20 protein-coding genes and 2 tRNA genes are annotated in these 23,492 nt (G+C 72.5%); 6 read left to right on the top strand and 16 right to left on the bottom strand.

Annotated features, from left to right (window positions below; genetic code table 11):
* Positions 1 to 11 precede the first annotated feature (11 nt).
* Together IEX37_RS10370 and IEX37_RS15975 are read right to left on the bottom strand one after the other, a co-directional pair.
* Positions 12 to 722: a hypothetical protein gene (locus IEX37_RS10370; protein WP_188756196.1), complete on the bottom strand. Its 711-nt coding sequence runs from the start codon at positions 720 to 722 to the stop codon at positions 12 to 14.
* A 79-nt stretch (positions 723 to 801) separates the two neighbouring features.
* Positions 802 to 2,103 carry a helix-turn-helix transcriptional regulator gene (locus IEX37_RS15975; RefSeq protein WP_229663204.1) on the bottom strand — a complete coding sequence of 434 codons (1,302 nt, stop codon included), beginning with the start codon at positions 2,101 to 2,103 and terminating at the stop codon, positions 802 to 804.
* Between the two features lie 76 nt (positions 2,104 to 2,179).
* Between IEX37_RS15975 and IEX37_RS10360 the strand changes: the two genes are divergently transcribed.
* Entirely contained in the window at positions 2,180 to 2,833 is a 654-nt protein-coding gene (locus tag IEX37_RS10360; protein WP_188756195.1) for an IMPACT family protein, read from the top strand.
* An 87-nt stretch (positions 2,834 to 2,920) separates the two neighbouring features.
* Here IEX37_RS10360 and IEX37_RS10355 read toward each other — a convergent pair whose 3' ends face one another.
* The 3 genes from IEX37_RS10355 to IEX37_RS10345 form a co-directional block, all read right to left on the bottom strand.
* On the bottom strand, positions 2,921 to 3,337 hold the full coding sequence (locus IEX37_RS10355) for a RidA family protein (RefSeq protein WP_229663203.1): 417 nt from the start codon (positions 3,335 to 3,337) through the stop codon (positions 2,921 to 2,923).
* Positions 3,338 to 3,522: 185 nt separating this feature from the next.
* Positions 3,523 to 4,287: a hypothetical protein gene (locus IEX37_RS10350; RefSeq protein WP_188756193.1), complete on the bottom strand. Its 765-nt coding sequence runs from the start codon at positions 4,285 to 4,287 to the stop codon at positions 3,523 to 3,525.
* Between the two features lie 17 nt (positions 4,288 to 4,304).
* Positions 4,305 to 5,291: a hypothetical protein gene (locus tag IEX37_RS10345; protein WP_188756192.1), complete on the bottom strand. Its 987-nt coding sequence runs from the start codon at positions 5,289 to 5,291 to the stop codon at positions 4,305 to 4,307.
* Positions 5,292 to 5,633: 342 nt separating this feature from the next.
* Between IEX37_RS10345 and IEX37_RS10340 the strand changes: the two genes are divergently transcribed.
* Positions 5,634 to 5,897, top strand: coding sequence for a helix-turn-helix domain-containing protein (locus IEX37_RS10340; protein ID WP_188756191.1), 264 nt, complete (start codon positions 5,634 to 5,636; stop codon positions 5,895 to 5,897).
* 97 nt (positions 5,898 to 5,994) lie between these two features.
* Here IEX37_RS10340 and IEX37_RS10335 read toward each other — a convergent pair.
* The 11 genes from IEX37_RS10335 to IEX37_RS10285 all read right to left on the bottom strand — a co-directional run bounded on the left by IEX37_RS10335 (position 5,995) and on the right by IEX37_RS10285 (position 18,920).
* Positions 5,995 to 6,087: transfer RNA gene (locus IEX37_RS10335), tRNA-Ser, on the bottom strand.
* Between the two features lie 90 nt (positions 6,088 to 6,177).
* Complete coding sequence (locus IEX37_RS10330; protein WP_188756190.1) at positions 6,178 to 7,482, bottom strand: LCP family glycopolymer transferase; 1,305 nt, start codon at positions 7,480 to 7,482, stop codon at positions 6,178 to 6,180.
* Positions 7,483 to 7,590: 108 nt separating this feature from the next.
* Positions 7,591 to 7,675, bottom strand: a tRNA-Ser gene (locus tag IEX37_RS10325).
* A 129-nt stretch (positions 7,676 to 7,804) separates the two neighbouring features.
* Positions 7,805 to 8,968, bottom strand: coding sequence for a M20 family metallopeptidase (locus IEX37_RS10320; RefSeq protein ID WP_188756189.1), 1,164 nt, complete (start codon positions 8,966 to 8,968; stop codon positions 7,805 to 7,807).
* Complete coding sequence (locus tag IEX37_RS10315) at positions 8,965 to 10,446, bottom strand: amidohydrolase family protein (protein ID WP_188756188.1); 1,482 nt, start codon at positions 10,444 to 10,446, stop codon at positions 8,965 to 8,967. Before IEX37_RS10315 ends, IEX37_RS10320 begins: the two co-directional genes overlap by 4 nt.
* Positions 10,443 to 11,888 (bottom strand): serine hydrolase domain-containing protein, encoded by a 1,446-nt coding sequence (locus IEX37_RS10310; RefSeq protein ID WP_188756187.1) that lies wholly within the window; start codon positions 11,886 to 11,888, stop codon positions 10,443 to 10,445. Before IEX37_RS10310 ends, IEX37_RS10315 begins: the two co-directional genes overlap by 4 nt.
* Complete coding sequence (locus IEX37_RS10305) at positions 11,885 to 12,679, bottom strand: ABC transporter ATP-binding protein (RefSeq protein ID WP_188756186.1); 795 nt, start codon at positions 12,677 to 12,679, stop codon at positions 11,885 to 11,887. Before IEX37_RS10305 ends, IEX37_RS10310 begins: the two co-directional genes overlap by 4 nt.
* On the bottom strand, positions 12,676 to 14,673 hold the full coding sequence (locus IEX37_RS10300; RefSeq protein WP_188756185.1) for a dipeptide/oligopeptide/nickel ABC transporter permease/ATP-binding protein: 1,998 nt from the start codon (positions 14,671 to 14,673) through the stop codon (positions 12,676 to 12,678). Before IEX37_RS10300 ends, IEX37_RS10305 begins: the two co-directional genes overlap by 4 nt.
* Positions 14,673 to 15,716, bottom strand: coding sequence for an ABC transporter permease (locus tag IEX37_RS10295; protein ID WP_229663202.1), 1,044 nt, complete (start codon positions 15,714 to 15,716; stop codon positions 14,673 to 14,675). Before IEX37_RS10295 ends, IEX37_RS10300 begins: the two co-directional genes overlap by 1 nt.
* 85 nt (positions 15,717 to 15,801) lie before the next feature.
* Positions 15,802 to 17,406: an ABC transporter substrate-binding protein gene (locus IEX37_RS10290; protein ID WP_188756184.1), complete on the bottom strand. Its 1,605-nt coding sequence runs from the start codon at positions 17,404 to 17,406 to the stop codon at positions 15,802 to 15,804.
* A gap of 89 nt (positions 17,407 to 17,495) precedes the next feature.
* Entirely contained in the window at positions 17,496 to 18,920 is a 1,425-nt protein-coding gene (locus tag IEX37_RS10285; RefSeq protein ID WP_188756183.1) for a serine hydrolase domain-containing protein, read from the bottom strand.
* A gap of 57 nt (positions 18,921 to 18,977) precedes the next feature.
* On the opposite strand from IEX37_RS10285, the gene IEX37_RS10280 reads away from it, so the two are divergent.
* The 4 genes from IEX37_RS10280 to IEX37_RS10265 all read left to right on the top strand — a co-directional run bounded on the left by IEX37_RS10280 (position 18,978) and on the right by IEX37_RS10265 (position 23,477).
* Positions 18,978 to 20,420 carry a serine hydrolase domain-containing protein gene (locus IEX37_RS10280; protein WP_188756182.1) on the top strand — a complete coding sequence of 481 codons (1,443 nt, stop codon included), beginning with the start codon at positions 18,978 to 18,980 and terminating at the stop codon, positions 20,418 to 20,420.
* Between the two features lie 27 nt (positions 20,421 to 20,447).
* Entirely contained in the window at positions 20,448 to 21,329 is an 882-nt protein-coding gene (locus IEX37_RS10275) for a hypothetical protein (protein ID WP_188756181.1), read from the top strand.
* Positions 21,326 to 22,450, top strand: a complete 1,125-nt coding sequence (gene menC, locus IEX37_RS10270; RefSeq protein WP_188756180.1) for an o-succinylbenzoate synthase — start codon at positions 21,326 to 21,328, stop codon at positions 22,448 to 22,450. The genes IEX37_RS10275 and menC overlap by 4 nt, the downstream gene beginning before the upstream one ends.
* Positions 22,451 to 22,649: 199 nt before the next feature.
* Positions 22,650 to 23,477 (top strand): type IV toxin-antitoxin system AbiEi family antitoxin domain-containing protein, encoded by an 828-nt coding sequence (locus IEX37_RS10265; RefSeq protein ID WP_188756179.1) that lies wholly within the window; start codon positions 22,650 to 22,652, stop codon positions 23,475 to 23,477.
* Positions 23,478 to 23,492 lie beyond the last annotated feature (15 nt).

Raw genomic sequence — 23,492 nt, 5'->3', positions numbered from 1 at the left:
CGCGGGGCGGGTCACGCGGGCGGTGCCGCCCGGGGTGCGGTGAGGGCGAGCCGGCCGAACCAGGCGATACCGACGAGCAGGGCGCACTGGATGACCTGCCCGGCGACCACGGCCGCAAAGCCCAGCTGCTCTGTGGGCAGGACGAGGAACACGATCAGGTAGGCGATGCCGGCGATGGGGAACCAACGCGGGGTAGCGCGCGACAGGAGCGCGGCGACGAGGACGAGCAGGAAGCCGAGCGCGACGACGGCCTGCGTGCCGAGGATGATCGGCAGCAGCCAGCCCAGGTGGGCGTTCAGGACGTCGAAGATGGCGCGCCCCTCGGCCTCCGGGAAGATCCCGGTGTCCGCCGCGAACGCGAACGGCAGCGTCTCGGCCGTGATGGTCATCGCGAACAGGAGCCCGCCGCCGGCCACGAGGAAGGCGCCCAGCAGCCCGAGCCACGCCGTGCGGCCCCGGGCGAGCAGCACCGCGAACACCGCCGCCGCGAGGAACGACGTCGCCCAGGCCGGGCCGCCCAGGAAGATATTCATCGGCCAGTATGCGCCGCCGAGCGCGGCGATCTCGTCGTAGCGGATGGCTCCGTCGAACGGCGGCTCCCACAGCAGGAAGACCAGGCGACCGACGACCGCGGTCGCGAGCAGGGCGAGCAGCACGGTCGCCGCGGCGCGGCGAGCGCGGACGGCCGAATCGGCCGGGTGGACGAGAGTGGTTGCGGACATGGGCTCCTCCGGGATGGGTCGGGCGCGGTTACGCCGCATCCACGATGGGCCCACGGGGCCTGCAGGGGCATCGGCCTTTTCACCGATCCTGCTCGCGGGCCGCCTCCCACCACAGGCGGGCGGCGCGCACGCGCTGGTTCGACCCGCTCTCGCGCTCCAGCCCGAGCTTCGCGAACACGGCCCGCAGGTGGGCGTCGACGGTGCGCTCGGAGATGACCAGCTGCGCCGCGATGCCCGCGTTCGACCCGCCCTGCGCGAGCAGCGCGAGCACCTCGTTCTCGCGGGGGCTCAGCGCGGGAAGGCCGACCGGCCGCGGGGTCGGCGTCGGATCGAGCGCGAGCGCGGAGGCCAGCCGCCCCGACAGCACCCACGCGGCGCCCGTGGCCGCGAGCGTCACGGTGCACACCAGCACCACCGCCGGTGTGGTGCCCCAGGCGAGCGCGGGCGACGCGATGACCGTGCCGGTCGCCACCGCGACGAGCGCGGCCGCGGCCAGGGCCAGCACGCGGCACATGACCGCGATCCGGCGCGCCGTGACGGCATCTCCCGCGAACGGAGCGCCGTCGGCGAACGCGGTGCAGGCGAGGGAGAACCCGGCGCCTGCCGCGAGCGCGACGAGGAACGCCACCGATCCCAGCGAGGGATCCACCTCGCCCGGATCCCGCGCGATCGCGAGCGTCAGGCAGAAGACGACGACGAGCGGAGCAGCCGTGGCGCCGCTCGCGGCCAGCCCGATCCGCGCGCGGGCGGTTCCGCGCGAGCCGAGCGCCGCCCACCACAGCCGCGCGGGGAGGATGAGGATCGCGACCATGCCGAGCACCGTCGCGATCGCCCCGGCGGGCGCGATCGCCGTCCGCCAGCTCTCCGGCGCGATGGGCGGCAGCCCGGTGAAGGGCTCCTCAGGGTGCGACAGGACGAGGTTTGCCGCCGCCGTGAGCGCGAGGAGTGCGACCACGGCGAGGTCGGCGCGCGGGGGGCGCGGATCGCGGCGGATCGACGCGGACGCGAGCAGCTGGCCGAGCAGCAGGACCGGGATCCAGGCGGTGTTCCAGATCGCCGCGGCCGGTCCGGCGGTCGGGCTCGCGGCGCCGGAGGCCCAGACGGCCCACGCGGCGCTGGCGAGGTACGCGGCGAGCGCGAACGTGAGGCCGAGCGCGAACCGTCCGGCCGCCGGCTGCAGGCGCGCCGCGACGGTCGCCGCCGCGCCCGCCGCGAGCGCGAGCAGGATCACGGCTGCCGGATCCGTCGGGAACCCGGCGTCCCCCCGGACGCGCGCGATCAGCAGCGCGGCGCCGGCGGTGACGGCGAGCGCCGCGCACGCCATTCCCGCCGGCCGCGTGGCGCGGACCCATCGGACCGACTCGCGGACAACTCCTGTCACGGCACCAGCGTGCCCGAACTCCGCGCGCAGCGCCTCTTTCGCTGCCGCCCGAGCAACGCCCGATATCCTCGAGAGGATGACCGGCCGCCGCTATCCCGCCACGATCACGGCGCCGATCGAGCACGAGCTGGTCATCAAGAAGTCGCGCTTCATCGCGCACGTCGAACCGGCCGCGTCCCCCGACGAGGCGGACGCGATCATCGCCCGCATCCGCAAGCAGGCATGGGATGCGCGGCACAACTGCGTCGCGATGGTGACGGGCCTGCTGGGCGACCAGGCGCGCTCGTCGGACGACGGCGAGCCGTCCGGCACCGCGGGCGTGCCGATGCTCGACGTGCTGCGGCGACGAGAGCTGACGGACGTCGTCGCCGTCGTCACGCGGTACTTCGGCGGCATCAAGCTCGGAGCGGGCGGTCTCGTGCGCGCATACTCCTCCGCCGTGTCGGAGGCGCTCGACCGCGCCGCGCTCGTCCGCCGGGAGGCCCTCACCCAGGCGCTCGTCGACGCCCCGCACGCGGACGCCGGGCGCTACGACAACATCCTGCGCGACTGGGTCTCGCACCGCGGGGCGACGCTCGGCGACACGACGTACGGCGCCGGCGTGACGTTCGAGCTGTGGGTGCCCGCCGCGGCGCTCGACCGCCTGCGTGACGACATCGCGGCCGCATCGGCCGGGTCGCTCGCCCCGCGCGTCGGGGGCGAGCGCGTGGTCGACGTGCCGGTGCGCTGACGCGCAGCTCAGCGGTCGAAGCGGGCGGGGTCGAGGTGGGGGCCACTCGCTGAGAAGGACCGCCCAAGGCCACCACCACGCCGCGCCTCAGACCGCGGCCACTGCCTCGATCTCGACGAGCTGATCGTCGTAGCCCAGCGCCGCGACGCCCAGGAGAGTGCTCGGCGGTCGGTGCGGGGCGATGGCGTCGCGGACGACCTCCCAGGCGGCCACGAGGTCAGCCTGCTCTGCGGAGGCGACGTAGACGGTCGTCTTCACGACGTCGCCTAGGCCCGCGCCGGCGGCGGCCAGCGACTGGACGAGGTTCTCCACGCACCTCGCTGCCTGGCCGCGAACGTCCCCGATCGCCACCGTCGTTCCATCCGGGGCGAGCGGGCACGCCCCCGCGACATGCACCAGGCTTCGCCCGGGCGGGGTGATCGCGACGTAAGCGTACTCGGCGACGTCGGACAGGGAGGGCTTGCCGTCGACGGCGGTCTCGGCCGCCTCCAGGAAACGGGTCACTCGCTCACTGTACAGATCGGCCCCCACCGCATGTCCTGCGACCACGTCCCGAGTTCGATACCAGCGCGGGTTCGTCGCCCGCACCATCGAGTGGATCCGCTGACGGGCACCAGTCCCCCACTCGGAATCAGCCGCAGCGATTTCCCGCAATCAGCCGCAGATTGTGGAGCCGGGTGTCAGCGGCTTTAATCGGGTCGTCGCACGTGGGCGGCGATCAGCGCGGCCAATCGTGCGACCGGCACTTCGGCGTCGGATAGACGACGTACCTGTCTGGTTAGCGTCCACAGCGCAGTAGCGGCGTCGCCTCGCGCGCCACGAAGCCCATCGCCGTCGAGCGCCCAGCCCCCGATGTCCTCAGCAGAGTAGGCGTGCACGATCTCCAGCAGCCGGTACAGATCTTCGACATCGCGGGGCTGATGTCGCGAAGCCCAGGCATGCGCCTTCACGACGACGGCCACCTCGACCGGGGGCACGAGCACGGCGAACTGGTCGACGGATCCGTCGAGGAACGTCACCGCGGCGGCGATCTCGATTGGAGGCGCCGCCAGCGCAAGACGAAGGCCAGGGACGGCGTCGAACTGGCGGCCACCGTGAGTCTCGGCGCGGAAGCGGCTATCACGCGAGGGCACCAGAAGATCCGCCTCGAGTCGCGGGGCGGGCTGACCGGGAATCGCGAGCTCAGGGACGGGCCGCGCATAGCTGTTGCCAGCGGTCGCGACGTAGCCGCACTCCAGCAGCCGGTCGTGGAGGATCCCGGATCCCGCGAGCTCGGTCGTGATCGCGGTATCCGCGTCGCGGGTACGACGCGGTTGCACATCCAGAACCGGGAACGCGGTCAGCAGCAGCGAGGTCATCTGGCCTCCGACGATCCGCGCTTCCTCCCCAGTGGTGATCCGGGCCACGTCGGCGAGGGCGCGCAGCGCCAGCTCGTCGGATCGGGAGGTCGCCACGAGCTTCGCGCGCCGAGTCACGACCAAAGCCGCTCCTCGATCGCTCGGGCGGTCAGCTGAGCGACGGCGTCAGGGGCATCGCCGCCGCGGGTGCGCGACAGATCCCAGGCCGTGACGAGCGGGTCCGCCAGAAGCCTGCCGGTCGGTGACACGGCGCGGGACATGGGGAGGATCGTCGGGTCCTGCGGGATACGCAGCTCCAGCGTGGCGTCAGCTGCCCGCACCTGCGCGAAGCCGTACGGCTCGAGATCCGGCATGTCAGCCACATAACCGAGACCACGCGTGGGACGCCGCCACGGGGCGTAGACATCCGCCGCAATGTCACCGGAGAACGCGATCGCGACGTCCTGCTCGCGCGCAACCTCCTCGGCGCGCTGCACCTGTGCAGAGAGATCGGTCGTCGCGGTCCAGTAGGTCACGAGGCCGCGGGCGCCCGGATACTCGCCCAGGAAGCGATGGACGCATGTCTGAGGATCGATTGCTCGCCAGCCCTCGGGGGTCCGCTCCAGCAGAGGCGCGAGAGTGAGGAGTTGCTTTCCGACCGCGACATGAGAGACACGGAGACGCCTCCCCAACTCGGACTGAGTCCACACGCGCGCGGGGTCCAGCGCGAGCGCACGGAGCACGGCGAAGCGCACCCAGCTCACGCGAGACGCGCCCGACGGTGCCACGGCTGCCGTTTCCGCCGCACGATGTTCCTCGCCATGGAGCCCGACCATGCCATCGACGACGGCGGCGTAGGCGACCCGCGTGTCCGCGGCCCGCGCACGCAACGCCCGTCCCGCACGCGGCACAACGAAAAGCACCCCGGCCTCGTCCGCCCTCAGCGCACTCTGTGCCTGATCGAGCTCAGCTGGGCTCGGCGAGTGGTTCAGACTCCGCACGTCGTACCGCAGCCAGCGAGTTCCATCGACGGCGATCTCGACATCTCCGTGCCCCGCGACACGCACGTCGAAGCCCGCGTCGCGCAACAACTCGACGCCACTCGCGCTGTCGATCAACATGTCTGTAACTTACATAGAAAATCTCTATTCGGGTTACATCCAAAGCCGCAACGAGCGACGGCCCGCCGGGTGGCGCCCGACGAACGCGACACCTGGGAACCACGCGCCTCACAGCGAAGGGCCCATGGCATCGGACGGAGCCTTCTATCCCCTGGTCAGAGGGAATAAGAACTGGCGGAGACGGAGGTGTCGGGTTGCACGACATCGTTGACACGTGATCGCGCCAGCGTTGGTCGTGATCGTTGACCGCTGAGTCGCGACACCGTTGACGAAGGTGTGGTGATGATCGTTGACGGGTGAGTCGCGGCATCGTTGACAGGCGAGCACTGCTGACGATGGGGCGTGAAACCGAAGAACCTCGTCATCGTCCGCGTCGTGCGGGAACAAGGCCTCACCCCCGCTGAGGCGTCCGCCCGCTTCGGCGTCTCCCGGCAATGGGTGCACACCCTCCTCACCCGCTATGACACCGACGGCCCCGACGGCGTCGCACCCCGCTCCCGCGCCCCGAAGACCCGACCCGGCACCGGCGAGATCATCGCCGAGCACACCATCGACCCCACCCGCGACTACCAGCCACAACGACAACGAACCGACCGTCAACGATGACCCGACTCACCGACCACCAGTCACCGTCAACCCGCCGAACCCACAAAAAAGCCCTGAGTCGCGACACGTTCGTAAACGATGTCCCGACTCATCACAATGGCGGAGACGGAGGGATTTGAACCCTCGGTCCCCTTAAAGGGGACTCCACCTTAGCAGGGTGGTGCACTAGGCCTGACTATGCGACGTCTCCCTATCCCGCAGGATAGCTGCCCCGAAGGGCATGCGTCCGTGGACGCACTCACCCATAGTAGCCGGTCGGCGGGCGGGGGCGAAAACCAGGTCAGAACACGCGCGTGCTCCCCTGCGAACAGGACTCGTCGCGCGCCGTGCGGCCCGCCTCGATGCCCGGCGGCGGGGTCTGCGTCATCTCCGGAACCGGCGTCGTCGGCTGCTCCGGAGCAGGATCCTCGCCCGTCCCCGGGTCCTCCGTGCCCGGCTGCTCACCGCCCGCCGGCGGCTCTTCCGGCTCTGGTGCGAACAGCGGCTCGTTGGCGACGATCTTCGCCCACAGCTCCTCGGCGGCGGCTTCGTTCGGCACGACGCGATATCGGTCGGAGGGGTCTTCGAGGACGGGGTACTGGACGAAGGCGATGTCGGACAGCGGCACGTCGTTCGCGGCCATGGCGATCTGCGCGAGCGTGACGGGGTCGTTGAGGCTCGACGACGGGTCGACGTTGTTCAGCACCGTGCGCGCGAGCGTGAGCACCGTGCTGATGTTCGTCAGCACCTCCTCGCTCGTGAGCTTGCGGGCGAGCGCCGCCATGTAGACCTGCTGGTTGCCGATCCGCGCGAGGTCGCCGCCGTCGCCGACGCCGTGACGGGTGCGGAGGAACTGCAGCGCGTCGACACCCACGAGGGTGTGCGGGCCCGGCCCGAGATTGAGACCGGTGTGGCGGTCACGGATCGCGTTCTCAACGCAGACCTCGACGCCCCCGATCGCGTTCGTGATGTCGATCACACCACCCCAGGTGACGTTCGCCGCGTACTCGATCTTCAGTTCCGGGACGGTCAGCGTGTCGATCGTCTTGGCCACGCAGGGCAGTCCCCCCCACTGGAAGGTGTTGTTGATCTGCGCCTTCCACTGCGCCGGCGTGACGGCCCCCGTGTCGGGATCCGTGCACTCGGGCGTCGGGATCATCAGGTCGCGCGGGAACGTCACCACCGTGATCCGGCGCGGCTCGGGCGAGACGTGCACGAGCATGTTCACGTCGTTGAGCGCGCCGGTGATCTCGCGGCCGTTGTCGTCATAGCGGGAGCGGTCAACGGGGCAGCGTCCTGCGCCGAAGACCTCCCGGAAATCCCACTCGCACACGTCGATGCCGGTGAGCAGGATGTTCACGCCGTTCTCGTCGAGCGCGCCGATGTCGGGCGGGTTGGTCGCCTGTCCCTCGAGCTCGACGGCGTCGGCGGTGAAAGCCGACCAGAAGTCGTTGGCGATGTACGCGGCCACGCCGAGACCGGCGACCAGGACGACCGACATCGCGATCCCCAGCGTGCGCATGATGCGCGCGAACGGGCGCGGCGCCGACAGCTGGCCGTGGCGGGCGATCGGGCGACGTCCGCGCCGCTTCGACGTCTCGCTCACTCGGGTGTTCCTCTCATCGCACCGCCACCGGTGTCATCGCTCGCCGGCGGCGTCCCGAGTGCTCGCACCCGCCGCGAATCGGTCGGTGTCTCCCCTGAGACTCCGTTGCGGAGGGTGTGGGATTCGAACCCACGGGACATTGCTGCCCACTGGTTTTCAAGACCAGATCCTTCGGCCGCTCGGACAACCCTCCAGGCAGGGATCTCCCTGCCGAACAGGCGTCGAGTCTAGCCGACCGGCCTTGCCGCAATTGTGCCCACGCGTGCTGGACGCCCCCTGTACGGCGCACCGGCACGAGCCGGATCGGCCCGCGGCGCGGCGCTCACACGACCGGCAGCCCCAGCAGGTCGCGCAGGAGCGCGACGAACAGCGCCGTGCGCGGTGGGATCTCCTGGACGATCACGTGCTCGTGATCCGCGTGCGAACCGCCGCCGACGGCGCCCAGGCCGTCGAGCGTGGGAACGCCGATGCCGGCCGTGAAGTTGCCGTCCGACGCGCCGCCGACCGCGATCGCGCCGGGCAGCTCGATTCCCATCCGCTCCGACAGGCTCCGCGCCCGCCGCCACAGCGGCTCCGCGGCGGAGACCTCCAACGGAGGACGGTTGACGCCTCCCGTGACGGCGATGGCCGCGCCGGTCACCGACTCGAGCGACCGGAACGCCTCGTCCACGCGCTCCTGCTCGGCCGCCGTCTCGGCGCGCACGTCGACCGTGAAGGCCGCGTGCGCGGCGACGGTGTTGGTCGTGGTGCCCGACTGCGCGACCGTCGGCGTCACCGTGGTGCCGCGGGCGGGGTCGGCGAACCGGGTGACCGCCGCGATCTGGTGCGCCATCTCGACCGTGGCGTTGAGGCCCTTTTCGGGCTCCAGTCCGGCGTGAGCGGCCCTGCCGGTGATCTCGACGCGGTACAGCGACACGCCCTTGCGCCCGATCTTGAGCGCGCCCCCGTCCCCGGACGGCTCGAGCACGAGCGCGGCCACGCATCCGGCGGCCTCCTGCTCGATGAGCGTCCGCGACGTGGGCGATCCGATCTCCTCGTCTCCCGTGACGAGCAGCGTCACCGCGGTGTCCTCGAGGTGCCCCAGGGCCGCGACGCCGTGGATCGCCATCACGAGGCCGGTGAGCATGTCGAAGCAGCCGGGGCCGCGCAGCACGCCGTCCTGGATCGAGAAGGGATGGGTCAGGATGGATCCGACGGGCCACACCGTGTCGTGATGGGCCAGCACCAGCACGCGCGGGGCCTCGGGCGCGGGCGACCCGAGCCGCCAGCGCAGATGCGTCACGCCGTCGATCACGAGCCGCTCGGGCTCGAAGCCGAGACGCCGGGTGCCGATCGCCGAGACCAGGTCCGCCGACCGTGCGACGGCCACGAGATCGACGGTCGGCGACTCGCACCGGATGACGTGCTCGATGTCGACCAGCATCTCGGGGAGGCGCTCCTCGGCCCACGTCACCAGCGCCTCGGCGGCGCGCGGGATCGTGCTCATCGCGGTTCTCCTCGCAGTCCTCGTCCCGGATATGCCTCCACGACGATATCCCGGTCTCGGACCACGAAGTCCCCACCCACGAGAAGATGGTCGACGCCGACCGAGGGACGGGTGGGGTCGAGGTAGGTCGCGCGGTCGGTGATCCGCTCGGGGTCGATCACGACGATGTCGGCGTCGGCGCCCGGCGACAGGCGCCCCTTCCGGCGCGCGGCCGGCGCGATGCCGTCGAGCACGCGGGCCGGCAGATACGAGCATCGCCGGAACGCCTCGGTCCAGGTCCACAGCCCGTGCTCGCGCACCATCACGCGCACGGAGCGGGCGAACGTGCCGGCCGTGCGCGGATGCGTCTGGCCACCCGGCGGAAGGGGCCACTCCCGCGTGTCGACCGCCCCGCCCGGCCACTCGACGTGCATCGCGTCGGATGCCACGATGCCGTCGGGGAAGGCCAGCGAGCGGCGCAGCAGTTCGGCGTCGCGCGGGTCGCTCTCGTCGAGGAACTCGACGATCACGAGCGCCCCGGGGTCGGTCGCGCGCACGTGCCGGAGGTGGGCCTCGTCGCGGATGCGCTCCTGCGTCGCGACGAGCACCAGGTTCTCGGGCCGGAGCTCCCACGCGGACAGCGCCTCCGGAGCGAGGAACGCCGCGCCGATGCCGGTCGTGCCCGCACCGTACGGATACGCCTCGACCGTCACGGCGGCGCCGCCCTGGCGGGCGCGCTCGATCGTCGCGAGGGTGCGGTCGACGTGACGGCGGGACGTGCTGTTGACGTGGCAGTGATGCGCCGCTCCTCCGAAGTCCATCGCCGCCTGCGCCACCTCGAGGGTGCCGTCGATCGGGGTGCTCGGGTCCGACTCGACGATCTCGCGCACGTGCGTGAACGTCGGCGCCCCGGCCTGCGCCGCCAGGCGCGCGACCGCGCGGAACTCCGCGGGATCCGTGCGGGGCGCGTAGCCCATGAGCACGCCGATGCCGAGCGCACCGAGCGACAGGTCGCGCTCCAGCAGCCCCAGCCACTCGCGCAGCTGCGCGGGTGACGAGTCGCCGAGCCACGCGCGATCGCTCAGGATGTCGAGATCGCCGAACGGATCAGCGTCGGACGTCCGGCCCGACAGCACCGCCGCGCGCGCCATCATCCACGAGGCCGAGAAGCCGTAGTTCAGGGGACGCCCCTCCGCGGCCGCGCGCTGATAGGCGCGCTCGACGGGCATGAGCCCCATCTCCAGGTCCAGCGCCGTCGTGACGCCGTCCATCGCCTGCAGGCGCTGCCCCGCGATCGAGTGCACGTGGCTGTGCAGGTCGATGAAGCCGGGCCCGACGATCCGTCCGGTCACGTCGACGACCGTGGCGTCCACCGGAGCGGTGCCGCCCGCATCGCGGATCTCGACGACGGATCCGTCGCGGACGAGCACGTCGGCGATGCGGTCGGTCGCGGTGGCCGGGTCGATCACCCGGCCGCCCGCGAGCAGGACGGCCGTCACGCGGTCTGTCCGGCCGGCTCCGCCTTCTTGGGCGTCGCGCGGGCACCGAGGTGCACGTACCGCTCGCCCGTGGGCAGCGCGTAGAACGTCACGGCCATCCAGGTCTCGGTGCCCGGCGCACGGGTCGCCCACAGGTGGTCGCCCTCGATCGGGTGCAGCTCGTAGTCGGTGCCCGGGTCGTCCTCCAGCTCCGCCAGCAGGCCGAGCGGCGTCATCCGCAGCACCGGCAGGCCGCCGTCCTCGGCCGCCGGCTTGACCTCGATGCGCACGGAGGCGCGCTCGTACGTGCCGACGTGCGGGGTGATGTCGCCCTCGGCGCCGTCGACCGGCGCGAGCGGCGATGCCATCTCGACGCCCGCCAGCTCGGCGAAGATCGCGCGGTACAGGTCCATGTGCAGGTCACGGGTGTGCCCGCCGTTGGTGAGCAGACCGACCGCGAGGCCCTGCTCGGGCAGCATGCGCAGGAACGCCGCCTGCCCGATCGTGTTGCCGTCGTGGCCGATCAGGCGGTGACCGTCCCAGTCGAAGCGGATCCAGCCGATCCCCCAGGAATCCCCGAGCGTGTACGGGTCGGGCAGCTCGGCCTGCTTGGTCGCCATCTCGGCGACCGCCGCCTCCGACAGCACCCGCGTGCCGTCGGCCGCGACGCCTCCGGCCAGGTGCATCCGCGCGAACGCGAGCAGGTCGCTCACGGGGCAGGCGATGAGGCCGGCCGGGCCGAGCGGGCGCGGGAGACTCCAGACCGGGACGACCGTCGCGGTGCCGTCCTCGGCCACGTTGTGTCCCACCGCGACGGGGTGCAGGATGGCCTCCTCCGGCAGCGTCCCCGTGGCCTTCAGGCCCAGCGGCACGTAGAGGCGCTCACGCATCGCGGTGTCCCACGTCTTGCCCGTGAGCACCTCGATCACGCGCCCGGCGAGCGAGAAGCCCGCGTTGCAGTACGACCAGGTCGCCCCGATCGGGTGATTCTGCGTCTGCTCCTTCAGCAGCGCGACGTACTTCTCCAGGTTGTCGTCGCCGCGTCCCGTGTCGGTGAAGACGTCGCCGTCGATGCCGCTGGTGTGGGCGAGCAGGTGGCGCAGCGTGACCTGGCGGGCGACGTCCATGTCCGCCAGCTCGAAGTCGGGCAGCACCTCCACGATCGGGGTGTCCAGCGTGACCAGCCCCTCGTCCACGAGCTGCATCACCACCGTCGCGGTCCACACCTTCGAGATGGATCCGATCTGGAACACGGCGTCGTCCGACACGGGGATCTGGGCGGGCACGTGGAGATAGCCGTGCGAGACCGTCACCTCCTGGTCCGGCGCACCGTCCGCGCCGAGGCGGAAGATGCCCAGCTGCGCGCCGGGCACGCCGTGCTTGGCGGCGAGCTCGGCCAGGCGCGCCTTCCAGTGCGCGGCATCGATGGTCGCGGCGGGTGACGAGGTCGTGGTGTCGGTCATGACGCGCTCCTGAGGGGTTCGGGGACCGCGGCGAGCAGCTCGCGGGTGTACGGGTGTTCGGGGGACTCGAGGATCTGTGCCGTGTCGCCGTGCTCGACGATCCGCCCATCGCGCATGACCGCGACGGACGAGGCGACGTAGCGCACGACGGCGAGGTTGTGAGAGATGAAGAGCATCGACAGGCCGAGCTCGCGCTGAAGCTCGCGCACGAGGTTCAGCACCGCACCCTGCACGGACACGTCGAGGGCCGACGTGATCTCGTCGGCGACGATGACGTCGGGGCGCGAGGCGAGCGCCCGGGCGATCGCCACGCGCTGCCGCTGACCGCCCGACAGCTCGCCCGGGCGGGCGTCGGCGCGCTGGGGATCGAGGTGGACCAGCTCGAGCAGCCGCTCGATCTCGGCACGGCGCCGCGCGCGGGGCACGTCGGGCGGCAGCGCCTCGGCGATCGAGCTGCCGATGCTCATGCGCGGATCCAACGACGACTGCGGATCCTGGAACACCATCTGCACGGGGCGGCTCCGCGGGGACCGCCCCGTGTCGCTGCGCCGGGGCTTCCCGGAGCGCCGGCCGCGCGACAGCTCGACGCCGTCGATCAGGATGCGCCCGCTCGTGACCGGGGCGAGCCCGACCACGGCGCGCGCGATGGTCGACTTGCCCGATCCCGACTCGCCGACCAGTCCCACGATCTCGCCGGGCGGGACGGTGAGGCTGACGCCGTCGACCGCCACGTGGGCGTGCGCGCCGTGACCGTAGCGCACGACGAGATCCTCGATGGCGAGTTCGCTCATGCCTCTCCCTCCCGGGCGGCCGCGACGACGGGCAGCGCCGACGTCGGAACCGGAGACTCGATACGGGCCACGCGATCCGGCGTGGTCACGGGGTTCCAGCAGGCGACCCGCTGTGCGCTCTCCGCGTCGCCCACGGGAGCCAGCACCGGGTCCTCCTCGAGGCAGCGGGCCGTCGCGAAGGGGCAGCGCGCCGCGAACGCGCAACCCGCCGGCACGCGCGCCGGATCCACCGGACGGCCCGGGATGGTCGCGAGCGGCCTGTCCCGATCCGTGTTCATGTCGGGCACGGCGGCGATCAGCGCGCGCGTGTACGGGTGCTGGGCGTCCTCGGCGAGGCGGTCCGAGGCGATCTCCTCGACGATCCGACCGGCGTACATGACGACGATCCGGTCGCACACCTCCCGCACCACCGCCACGTCGTGGCTGATGAGCAGGATGGCCGCGCCGTTCTCGCGGCGCACGCGTCCGAGCAGCTCGAGCACGTGCTTCTGCACCGTGACGTCGAGGGCCGTCGTCGGCTCGTCGGCGATGACCAGCCGCGGCGTCGCCATCACGCCCATCGCGATCATGGCGCGCTGCCGCATACCGCCCGAGAACTCGTGCGGGTACTGGCGCGCGCGTCGCTCGGGATCCGTGATGCTCACCGCACCGAGCCGCTGCGTCGCGTGGGCGAGCGCCTGCTTCCACGTCATGCGCCGGCCCTCCGAGACGCCGTGGAACCGCGACACCTCGGCGAGCTGCAGGCCCATCTTCATCGTCGGGTTGAACGACGTCATCGGGTCCTGGAACACCATCGCCAGCGAGGTGCCCAGCAGGTGACGGCGCTCCGCGATCGCGGAGGGCGAGCGCGGGACCTCGGTCAGGTCGGCGCCGGCGAACCGCAGCCGGTCGGCCTCGACGCGCAGCGGGGCCTCCACGAGCTGAGCGATCGCGAGGGCCGTGAGCGACTTGCCCGAGCCCGACTCTCCGACGATGCCGACGGCCTCCTGCGCACCGACGCGCAGGTCGATCCCGCGCACGGGCGCCACCTCTCCCTGCGCGGTGGGCAGCGCCACGCGCAGGCCCCGCACGTCGAGCACGGGTTCGGCGTCCGCGGCGGCGTCGGCCGGCGCGCGTTCCGTGCGGGGCGCGAGGCTGCGGGCGCGCCGCGCGCCGACCGAGAACATCGTGGCGGGCATGGTCGACACCGAGTACACCTTCGCCAGGGCCTCGCCGGTCAGGTTGAAGGCGAGACCGGCGAGCACGACCGCGATGCCCGGCGCCAGCGCCGCGAGGGGGTTCAGGTAGATGCGGCTGAGCCCCTCCATCATCAGGCGGCCCCAGTCGTACGCTGGCGCCTGCACACCCAGCCCGAGGAAGGACAGTCCCGCGAAGGCCAGCAGCGAACCGCCGGCGGCGATCGTGCCGTTGACGATGAGCGGCTCGGCGATGTTGGGCAGCACGTGGCGCAGCAGGATGCGGAATCGGCCGAGCCCCGCGATCCGCGCCGCGGCGATGTAGTCGCGATCCATCACGCCCGCGATGAGCGTCTGGCAGAACCGCGCGAACGACGGGGCGCCCGCCAGGCCGATCGCCCACATGGCGGCGTACTCCCCCACGCCCAGCACGGTCGCGAGGAACAGCGCGAGCAGGATGCCGGGGAATGCGACGGCAATGTTGACCGCGGTCACCACGACGCGGCCGAGCGTGCGCCCCAGCAGCAACGGGGCCGCGCCGAGGATCACGCCGATGACCAGGGCGATCGCGGTCGAGCCCAGCGCGAGGATGATGGTCAGCCTCGTCGCGACGAGCGTGCGCAGCAGGAGGTCGCGCCCCAGCGCGTCGGTGCCGATCGGGTGCTCCGCCGAGGGAGCGGCGTTGATGTCGGACGTGTCCGTGATGTCCGCCGCCTCGCCCCACAGCAGCGGGGCGAGGATCGCGACGGCGAGCACCGCCGCGAGCATGAGCGCAGCCGCCAGCCCCAGCGGGGTCCGCAGGATCCTGAGCGCGCGCATCAGCGGCCTCCGCCGGTCTCGTCGAGGATCGTGGACCGGGGATCCAGGATCGCGAGGATCACGTCCACGATCGTGTTGGCGAGCAGCACGCCCACCCCGTACACCAGCACGATGCCCTGCACGAGCTGGTAGTCCTTGCCGAGGATCGAGCCGGCCACCGTCGAACCGATGCCCGGCCAGGCGAACACGTTCTCGACGAGGACGGTGCCGGCCACCATGGATCCGAGCAGCAGGCCTCCGAGCGTGAGCGAGGCCGTGACGGCGTTGGGAAGCGCGTGGCGCAGCACGACGCGCGCGTGCGTGAGGCGCTTCGACCGCGCTGTGCGCACGTAGTCGGCTTCGAGGGCCGCCAGCAGCTCGACCCGGACGATGCGGGACAGGATCGCCGCGGGCCCCACGGCGAGCGCGAGCACCGGCAGCACATAGGAGTCCGGTCCGCCGGCGCCCGCGACGGGGAACAGTCGCAGGGTCACGCCGAAGATCCACACGAGCGCGACGCCGAGCAGGAAGTCGGGGATGGTCCCGAGCACGACGCTCGACGACGCGAAGCCGAGCTCGAGGCCGCGCCGCCGACCGCGCCGCGTGGCCACGGCGATGAGCGCGCCGACGGGGATCGCGATCAGCACGGCGGCCACGAAACCCGCGACGCCCAGCGCGAGCGTCGCCGGCAGCCGGTCGCCGATGACGTCCGCCACCGGCAGCCGGAACTGGATGGAGGTGCCCAGCTCGCCCGTGAAGATGCCGGCCAGGAAGCGCAGGTACTGCTCCCACAGCGGCGCATCCAGCCCCAGGTTCCTCCGGGTCTGCTCGATGAGCTCGGGCGTCGCGGTGGGACCGAGCGCGGCGCGGATCGGGTCGCCCGGGACGAGGTGGATCATCAGGAAGGCGGCGGTCACCAGCACCCACAGCGACAGCAGCAGGCGACCGCCGCGGCGCACCGCGAAGCGGACCCAGCGGTTCTGCAGCAGGCCGTGGGCGCGACGCGCGGGCGGCGCCTCCGGCCCGGGGGCCGTGGCGCCGGCGGTCTGGATGATCGTCGTCACGGTGTCTTTCCGTCGCTTCCGTTCTCGCGTGCGGAGGGAACGTCCCGGGCGCTCCCGTTCAGGTCGGGAGCGCCCGGGACGGACGTCACTTGACGAGGCGGATGCTCGTCGGGTTGATCGTGTCGGCCCCGGTGAACTCGGCTCCGGAAGCGTAGACCGGCAGGACGCTGTTCGCGAAGGGCAGCACGTCGAGGTTCTCGACGAGCGCCGCCTCGGCCTCGAACCAGGCGTCGCAGCTGTCGGTGCCGACGAGCGTCATCGCCTCCTCGACCGCGGCCTCGTAGTCGGGGTTCGCGATCGACGCGAAGTTCACGCCGCCCTCGGCCGGGCCGGGGCCCGTCAGGAAGCCCACGAGCTGGTCCGGGGTGTTGACGTTCAGCGGCTCCCAGATGACATCCCAGTCCCCGCCGCCGAACATCACGCCCGACAGCTCGTCGGTGGGCATGGTGCTGACATCGACCTGCACGCCCAGCTCGTTCCAGGCGGCGACCACGAGCTCCGCCGCGGCGGCGCCTCCCGCGCCCAGCGCGGAGTCGTGGATGAAGGTCACCGCGAGGGGCGCGCCGTCCTTCTCCCAGCCGTCGGCGCCCTGGGTCCAACCGGCCCCCTCGAGCGTGGCGGCCGCGTTCTCGGCGCCCGCGTCGGGCAGCGCCGAGGTGAAGTCGCCGCCCTGGCAGGCCGCGGGAGCCGCGACCGCGAGCTGCGTCGCGCGCTTGCCGGTGCCGGACGTGATGACGTTCGCCAGCTCGTCGAGGTCGAGCGCCTGCGAGAGGGCCGTGCGGACGGCCAGATCCGCGGTCACGCGTCCCTCGGCCTGGTTGAACCAGGTCTCGCCCGTGACGGCCTCGCTCTCGACCTGCTCCATGCCGCCGAGGCGCGCCGCGTCGGGGCCGATGATGCGCGCGGCGCTGACCTCCCCGGACAGCAGCAGGTTGGCCGCAGTGGTCTCGTTGGGGATGACGCGGAACTCGACCGTCGCCGGGACGCCGGGCTCGGCCGTCGTGGCGCCGTCCGGGCCCCACGCGTAGTCCTCCCGCACCTGGTACGTGTAGCGGTCGTTCGAGGCGATCTCCGCCACCGTGTACGGTCCTGTGCCCACGGTGCCGTCGACGAGCGAGTCACGGTCGGCGAGGCCCGCGTCGCACACCAGGCCGATCTGCGCGAGCCCCTCGAGCACGAAGGGCGACGGGGTCGCCAGCGTCAGCACGAGCGTGCCGGCGTCGTCGTCCGCCTCGGCGGTGACGCCGGCGGGCACGAACGTGCCCAGGAACGGGCTCGCGTTCGCGGGATCCGCGATCCAGTCGAGGTTCGCCTTGGCGGTCGACGCGGTGAACGCCGATCCGTCCGAGCACGTGACGTCGTCGCGCAGCGTGAACGTGACGGTCGTGCCGTCGACGTCCCACTCCTGCGCCAGGCCCGAGACGATGCCGCCGTCCGCGTCGACGTTCACGAGCGGGTCGTAGGCGAACCGCGCTGCCTGGAACGCCGCGCTCGCTGCGCCCAGGTGCGGGTCGAGCGAGCCGATGTCGGTGCTGATCGCCAGGACGAACGTGCCGTCCTCGACGAGCTCGGACGCGCCCGAGCCGTTCCCGGACGGCCCGCCGGAGCAGGCCGCGAGGGCGAGCGCGCTCGCCAGCGAGATGCCGGCGAGCGCGGCGCCGCGCGCGCGGGTCGTGGGGATGATCTTCATGCTGTGTCCTCCGGGGTGGGATCCGCGGGGCCTGCGATGGTGGGGGCTCGCAGACCCCGCGGTGCGTGGGGGTCGGGTGGGGTGGGGCTTCAGGCGGAACGCGGCAGCGCCCGGCTGGTGTGGATGAACCTGTAGCGGCCGTCGTCGCCGGGGTCGAGGAAGGCGTAGACGACGTGCACGCCTCCGGTGCCCTCGACCTGGATGAGGCCGTGCTCGCCGTACGGAGCGACGCGCTCCGCGGGCTGAGCGGGCGCGAGGGCCGCGAGCTCGCCCTTGATCGACGGCTGGAGCCACAGCGCGCCGTCATCGTCCTGCGTGACCACGACGTCCATGACCGACGCCGAGTACGTGCCGACGAAGCGGGCGGCGGTCTCGGCGTCCGGATCCGGGCCGGCGTCGGCCGGGTCCGGCGCCGGCGCGAGCACGCGCGTGCCCGTCAGCCGGTCGAACACGGCGTCGAACAGTGCGCGGGAGAGCGCGTACACGTCTCCGCCGTTCGTGAGCAGCGTCACGGCGACGCCGAGCTCGGGGATGACCCGCAGGAACGCGTTCTGCCCGATCGTGCTTCCGTCGTGCGACACCATGCGGCCGACGGGCGTCTCGTCGATCTCCCAGCCGAGCCCCCACGCCTCGCCGAGCAGCCCGATGTACGGCACCTCGACCGCCGGCTCCTGCATGGCGGCGACCGACTCCCGAGACAGCACGCGCCCGCCGTCGGCCGCCGCGCCGCCCTCGACGTGCATGCGCGCGAAGGCGAGCAGGTCGGCCGCTCGCATCGCGAGACTCGAGCCCGCGGGGGCGTTCGACCGGGCCAGTGCCCAGACGGGCGCGGCGACGAGCGCGCCGTCCTCCCCCGTGGCGATGTGGCCCTGGGCCACCCTGTGCAGGATCGCCTCGTACGGGCCCGGCGCTGTGTGCGTCAGACCGAGGGGCTGGATGAGGTGCTCGGTGAGTGCCTGATCGTACGGCTTGCCGCGCAGCACCTCGACGAGGCGCCCGAGCAGGACGTAGCCCGCGTTGTTGTAGGAGAACTGCCCGCCCGGCTCGAACAGCTGGGGCATGCCCGCGAGGCCGGAGACGAACTTCTCGACGCAGTCGTCGCCACGGCCCGTGTCGGTGAACAGGTCGCCCTCGAAGCCGGCGCGGTGCGACAGCAGTTGGCGGGTCGTGATGGCGGCGGCGGCGCTCTCGTCGGCGACCCGGAAGTCCGGCAGGTACTCGCGGACGGGCGCGTCGAGGTCGAGCAGGCCCTCGTCGACGAGCTGCGTGACGAGCGTGGCCGTCCACACCTTCGTGATGGATCCGATCTGGAACAGCGAGTCGGTGTCCGCCTCCACCCGAGTGGAGAGGTTCAGCACCCCGGCGGCGACGTCGACGATCTCGCCGCCGACCAGGACGCCGGCCGCCGCGCCCGGCACGCCGTGCGCCTCGATCAGGCGCGGCAGTTCGTCCGCCAGCCAGGAGCGCAGCTCGCCGGGCAGGACGGCGGGGGTGTCGGTCTGCGTGTTCGCCATGGCACGACGCTACGAGGCGCGGGATATCGGCCGTTCATCCGTTCGCACAACGTTGCCGTGCCGCGTTCGTCCGATCCGACACACCACCGCCGCACCCCGATGGTGATGCTGGAGGCCATGGAGACCAGCGGCCCCTTCGCGCCCCCTGCAGCGGTCCCTCCCGCGCGCGACCTCTCGGACGCCGCGCTCTGGGAGGTGCTCGAGCGCCTGCGGGCGAAGCACGGCGTCGTCGGCGCTCAGGTCGCGATCGATCGCGCCGGCACGGTGTCGGACGCCGCGTCGGGGCTGCTCAACGTCGAAATGGGTTCGACCGCCACGACCGACGCCCTCTTCCAGATCGGCTCGATCACGAAGGTGTGGACGGCGACCCTCGTGATGCAGCTGGTCGACGAGGGGGTGCTCGACCTCGACGCACCGGTCGTGACGTACCTGCCGGACCTCCCGTCCGCGGAGCCGCAGCGGATGGCGCGCGTGACGGTGCGCCACCTCCTGACCCACTCGAGCGGGATCGAGGGCGACGTCTTCACCGACACGGGGCGGGGGGACGACTGCCTCGCGCGTTACGTCGACGGACTCGGCGGCATCGGGTTCGTCCACGCGCCGGGTGCGCTCACGTCGTACTCGAACACGTCGTACGTCATCGCCGGCCGCCTGATCGAGGCGGTGACGGGTCGCGTCTGGGACGACGTGCTGCGCGAGCGCCTCGTCGAGCCCCTCGGCCTCACGCACACCGAGACCCTGCCCGAGCGCCTGCCCCGCTACGCGGTCGCCCACGGCCACGCTGCGGACGCCGAGGGGCGCATGGCCCTCGTGCCCCGCTGGAGCATCCCGCGCTCGAGCGGGCCGGCGGGCATCATCGCGGCCCGCGCGAGGGACGTCGCGGCCTTCGCGCGCATGCATCTCGCCGACGGCGTCGCGCCCGGGGGGCACCGCATCCTCTCGGCGGCGTCCGTCGCCGAGATGCGCCGCGAGCAGAGCGCCGCCCCCGAGCTGGCGCGCCGCGGGATCGGATGGGGCTTCGAGGACTGGTCCGACACGACCCACGGGCACGACGGCGCGACGTACGGCCAGCTCGCCTTCCTGCGCGTCGTCCCCGAACACGACCTCGTGGTGGTCCTGCTGACCAACGGCGGGGACGGCATCACGATGTTCGCCGAGCTCGCCGCCGAGGCCCTGGGCATCGAGGTGCCGCCGCCGCCCCGCCCCCCGGTCCCCCTGCCCGATGTCGATTTGGCCCGCTTCGCGGGGACGTTCCGCCGCCACGGCACGGTGTTCCGGCTGACCCCCGACGGCGACGGGATCGCGGCGGAGATCACGCAGGAGGCGGCGGCGTCCGACTCCCAGGAGGAGACGACGATCCCGCTGCGCTTCGTCGCCACGGCGGAGGACACCATCATGACGCAGTTCCACGGCAGCAGCTGGTTCACGGGACACCTCGTGGAGGTGGACGGCGTGGAGTTCCTGCACTTCGGCGGCCGCGCCAACCGGCGGGTGGACTGACGTGGCGGCGGACCGGAGGACGGCCCCGTGAGCGCGCCGATCACCACGACCGGCCCGACGGGTGCGGTTACGGCCGAGGCACGCAGGATGGCGGACGCGGCGTGCGCCGCCGCGGGCATCCGGGTGGAGCACGCCCACGACGCCGACTCGTGCCGGCGCGTGGCCGAGGTGCTCAGCACCATCTGGCGGCGCGACGGCTCCCCCATGATCGATCCCGCTCTGCTCGTCGCGATGGCGCACGCCGGCAACCTCGTCACGCTCGCGATCGGCGAGGACGGGCCGGTCGGTGCGGCCGTCGGCTTCTGCGGCCCTCCGGGCGCGCCCTTCCACTCCCACGTGGTCGGGCTCCTCCCGGGGGTCGTGGGTCGCGGGCTCGGGCGCGCGGTCAAGCTCGCGCAGCGCGCCTGGTGCCTGGAGCGGGGCATCGACGCGATGACGTGGACGTACGATCCGCTCGTCGCCCGCAACGCGTTCTTCAACATCCGCCGCCTGGGCGCGCACGCCGCCGAGTACCTGCCCGACTTCTACGGCGAGATGAAGGACTCCGTCAACGCGGGACAGGGCTCGGACCGCGTGCTCGTGCGCTGGGACCTGACCCTGACGCCGCCCGAGCCCGGCGCCACGCGCGACGCGGGGCCCCCGGCGGGCGCCCAAGCGGTCGTCGTGGACGCCGACGGAGCCCCCTCGCCCTTCGTCCCGCCCCTGGACCGCACGCTGCCCGCGACCGTCGCGGTGCCGCGCGACATCGAGGCGCTGCGCCGCACGGACCCCGAGCTCGCTCGGCGCTGGCGCGCGCAGACGCGCGCCGCCCTGACCGAGCTCATGGGCGCGGGCTGGTCCGTGACCGACTTCACCCGCGCGGGGCAGTACGTGCTCCGCGCACCCCTGCGAGAGGACCCCGCCCGATGAAGCTGCTGAGCCTGCGCCTGCACCACCTCGAGATGCCGCTGGTGGCCCCGTTCACGACCTCCTTCGGAACGCAGACGGTCAAGCGCTGCTTCCTCGTGGAGGCACGGCTGGAGACGGCGGACGGCCAGGTCGTGACCGGATGGGGCGAGAACGTCGCGCTGGACCGGCCGGTGTACTCCCCGGAGTACCTCGACGGCGCGGCCGACGTCGTGCGGCGCTGGCTCGCGCCGCTGCTGTTCGCCGCCGACGACCTCACGGCCGAGACCGTGGGCCACCGGCTGCACAGGATCGTGGGCAACCAGATGGCGAAGGCCTCGGTCGAGATGGCCGTGCTCGACGCCCAGCTGCGCGCGGAGGGCCGCTCGTTCGCCTCCTACCTCGGCGCCGTCTCCGCGACCGTGCCCTCGGGGGTCTCGGTGGGCATCCAGGACTCCGTGGAGGCGACGGTCGGCGTCATCGGCGGCTACCTCGACGAGGGCTACGCGCGTATCAAGCTCAAGATCCAGCCCGGCGCCGACATCGCGCACGTCGCCGCGGTGCGCCGGGAGTTCGGCGACGATCTGCCGTTCCAGGTCGACGCCAACGCGGCGTACACCCTCGTCGACGCCGCTCACCTGCGCCGGCTCGACGAGTTCGGCCTGCTGCTGATCGAACAGCCCCTCGGCGAGGCGGACATCCGGCAGCACGCCGAGCTCGCGAAGCTCATGCACACCCCGATCTGCCTCGACGAGTCGGTCGTGTCGGCCGAGGCGGCCGCCGACGCCATCTCGCTCGGGGCCGCGGCCGTGATCAACATCAAGCCCGGCCGCGTGGGCGGATATCTCGAGGCGCGTCGGATCCACGACCTCGCGCGGGCGCACGGCATCGCCGTCTGGTGCGGCGGCATGCTCGAGACGGGCATCGGCCGTGCCGCCAACGCTGCCCTTGCGGCGCTGCCGGGCTTCACCCTGCCCGGTGACATCTCCGGCTCGGACCGGTTCTACGCCGAGGACATCATCACCGAGCCCATCCGCATGCACGACGGCGTCGTGGACGTCCCCACGGGCCCGGGCTTCGGTGTCGAGATCGATCCCGAGCGGCTCGAGCGCTTCCGCACCTCCGTCGTCGACCTCACCCCCTGACCCCCTGCGCCACGCGCGGAGATCTGCACGACTTCGGACCGGATCCGCAGGATCGGCTCCGAGGATCTGCAGATCTCCGCGCGGCGTGCAGGCTCGCGCCGCGGCGCGCCGTTCGTCCACAGGCTTGCGGGGGCGCGAGGTGTGCCCACCGGAGGGGCACTCGGCGGCCGCGCGCGCCTCGCGTCGGCAGGCTGGGCGCGTGGATCCCGTCGCACTCACCGAACGCCTCGGCGGCGTCGCCCGCTATCGCACGCTGATCGCCCTCGGAGCGAGCAGGCACCGACTCCAGCGGGCAGTCGCGGAGGAGCGTCTCCAGCGACTGGGATCCGGAGTGTTCGCCGTGCCCCGCGCCGACGCGGCGCTTCGCGCGGCCGCTGAGCTCGGAGTCGTGCTCAGCTGTGTCACATTGGCGGCTCGGCGCGGTCTGTGGACGCTCCCGGTCGAGCGCGCGCATGTCGCGCTCGCCCCGAAGGGCCACCTGCGGCGCGCCACGAACGCCCACGTGCATTGGGCGACGCCGCTCCTGCCCCGGGACCCGGACGCGTTCGAGGACTCCCTCGTCAACGCGCTCGTCCTCGTGGCCGCCTGCCAGCCCTACGAGCACGCGCTCGCGGTCTGGGAGTCCGCCCTGAACAAGGGCCTGCTCGACCGGGACGTCCTCCGCGGCCTCCCGCTCGGTCCGGACGCACGCCGGCTGCTGACCGACGCGCGCCCGTGGGCCGACTCGGGGCTGGAGAGCTTCTTCGTGCCGCGTCTGCGGTGGCTCCGGCTTCCCCTGCGGCCGCAGGTGTTCATCGCGGGTCATCGTGTCGATCTGCTCATCGGCGACCGGCTCGTGGTGCAGGTCGACGGCGGCCACCACGTCGACCTGCAGCGCCTGCAGGACAACGAGCACGATGCGCGTCTGCGGCTCATGGGCTACCACGTCATCCGCGTCGGCTACTGGCAGGTGATCGACGACTGGCCCACGGTCCAGGAGCTCATCGTGACCGCCGTCGCGCAGGGGCTGCATCGCGTCCGCGAGTGATGCGCCTGCACCAGG

The organism is Microbacterium album, from assembly GCF_014643695.1.
Taxonomy (GTDB): domain Bacteria; phylum Actinomycetota; class Actinomycetes; order Actinomycetales; family Microbacteriaceae; genus Microbacterium; species Microbacterium album.
This window is presented reverse-complemented; position numbering and strand designations above follow the sequence as displayed.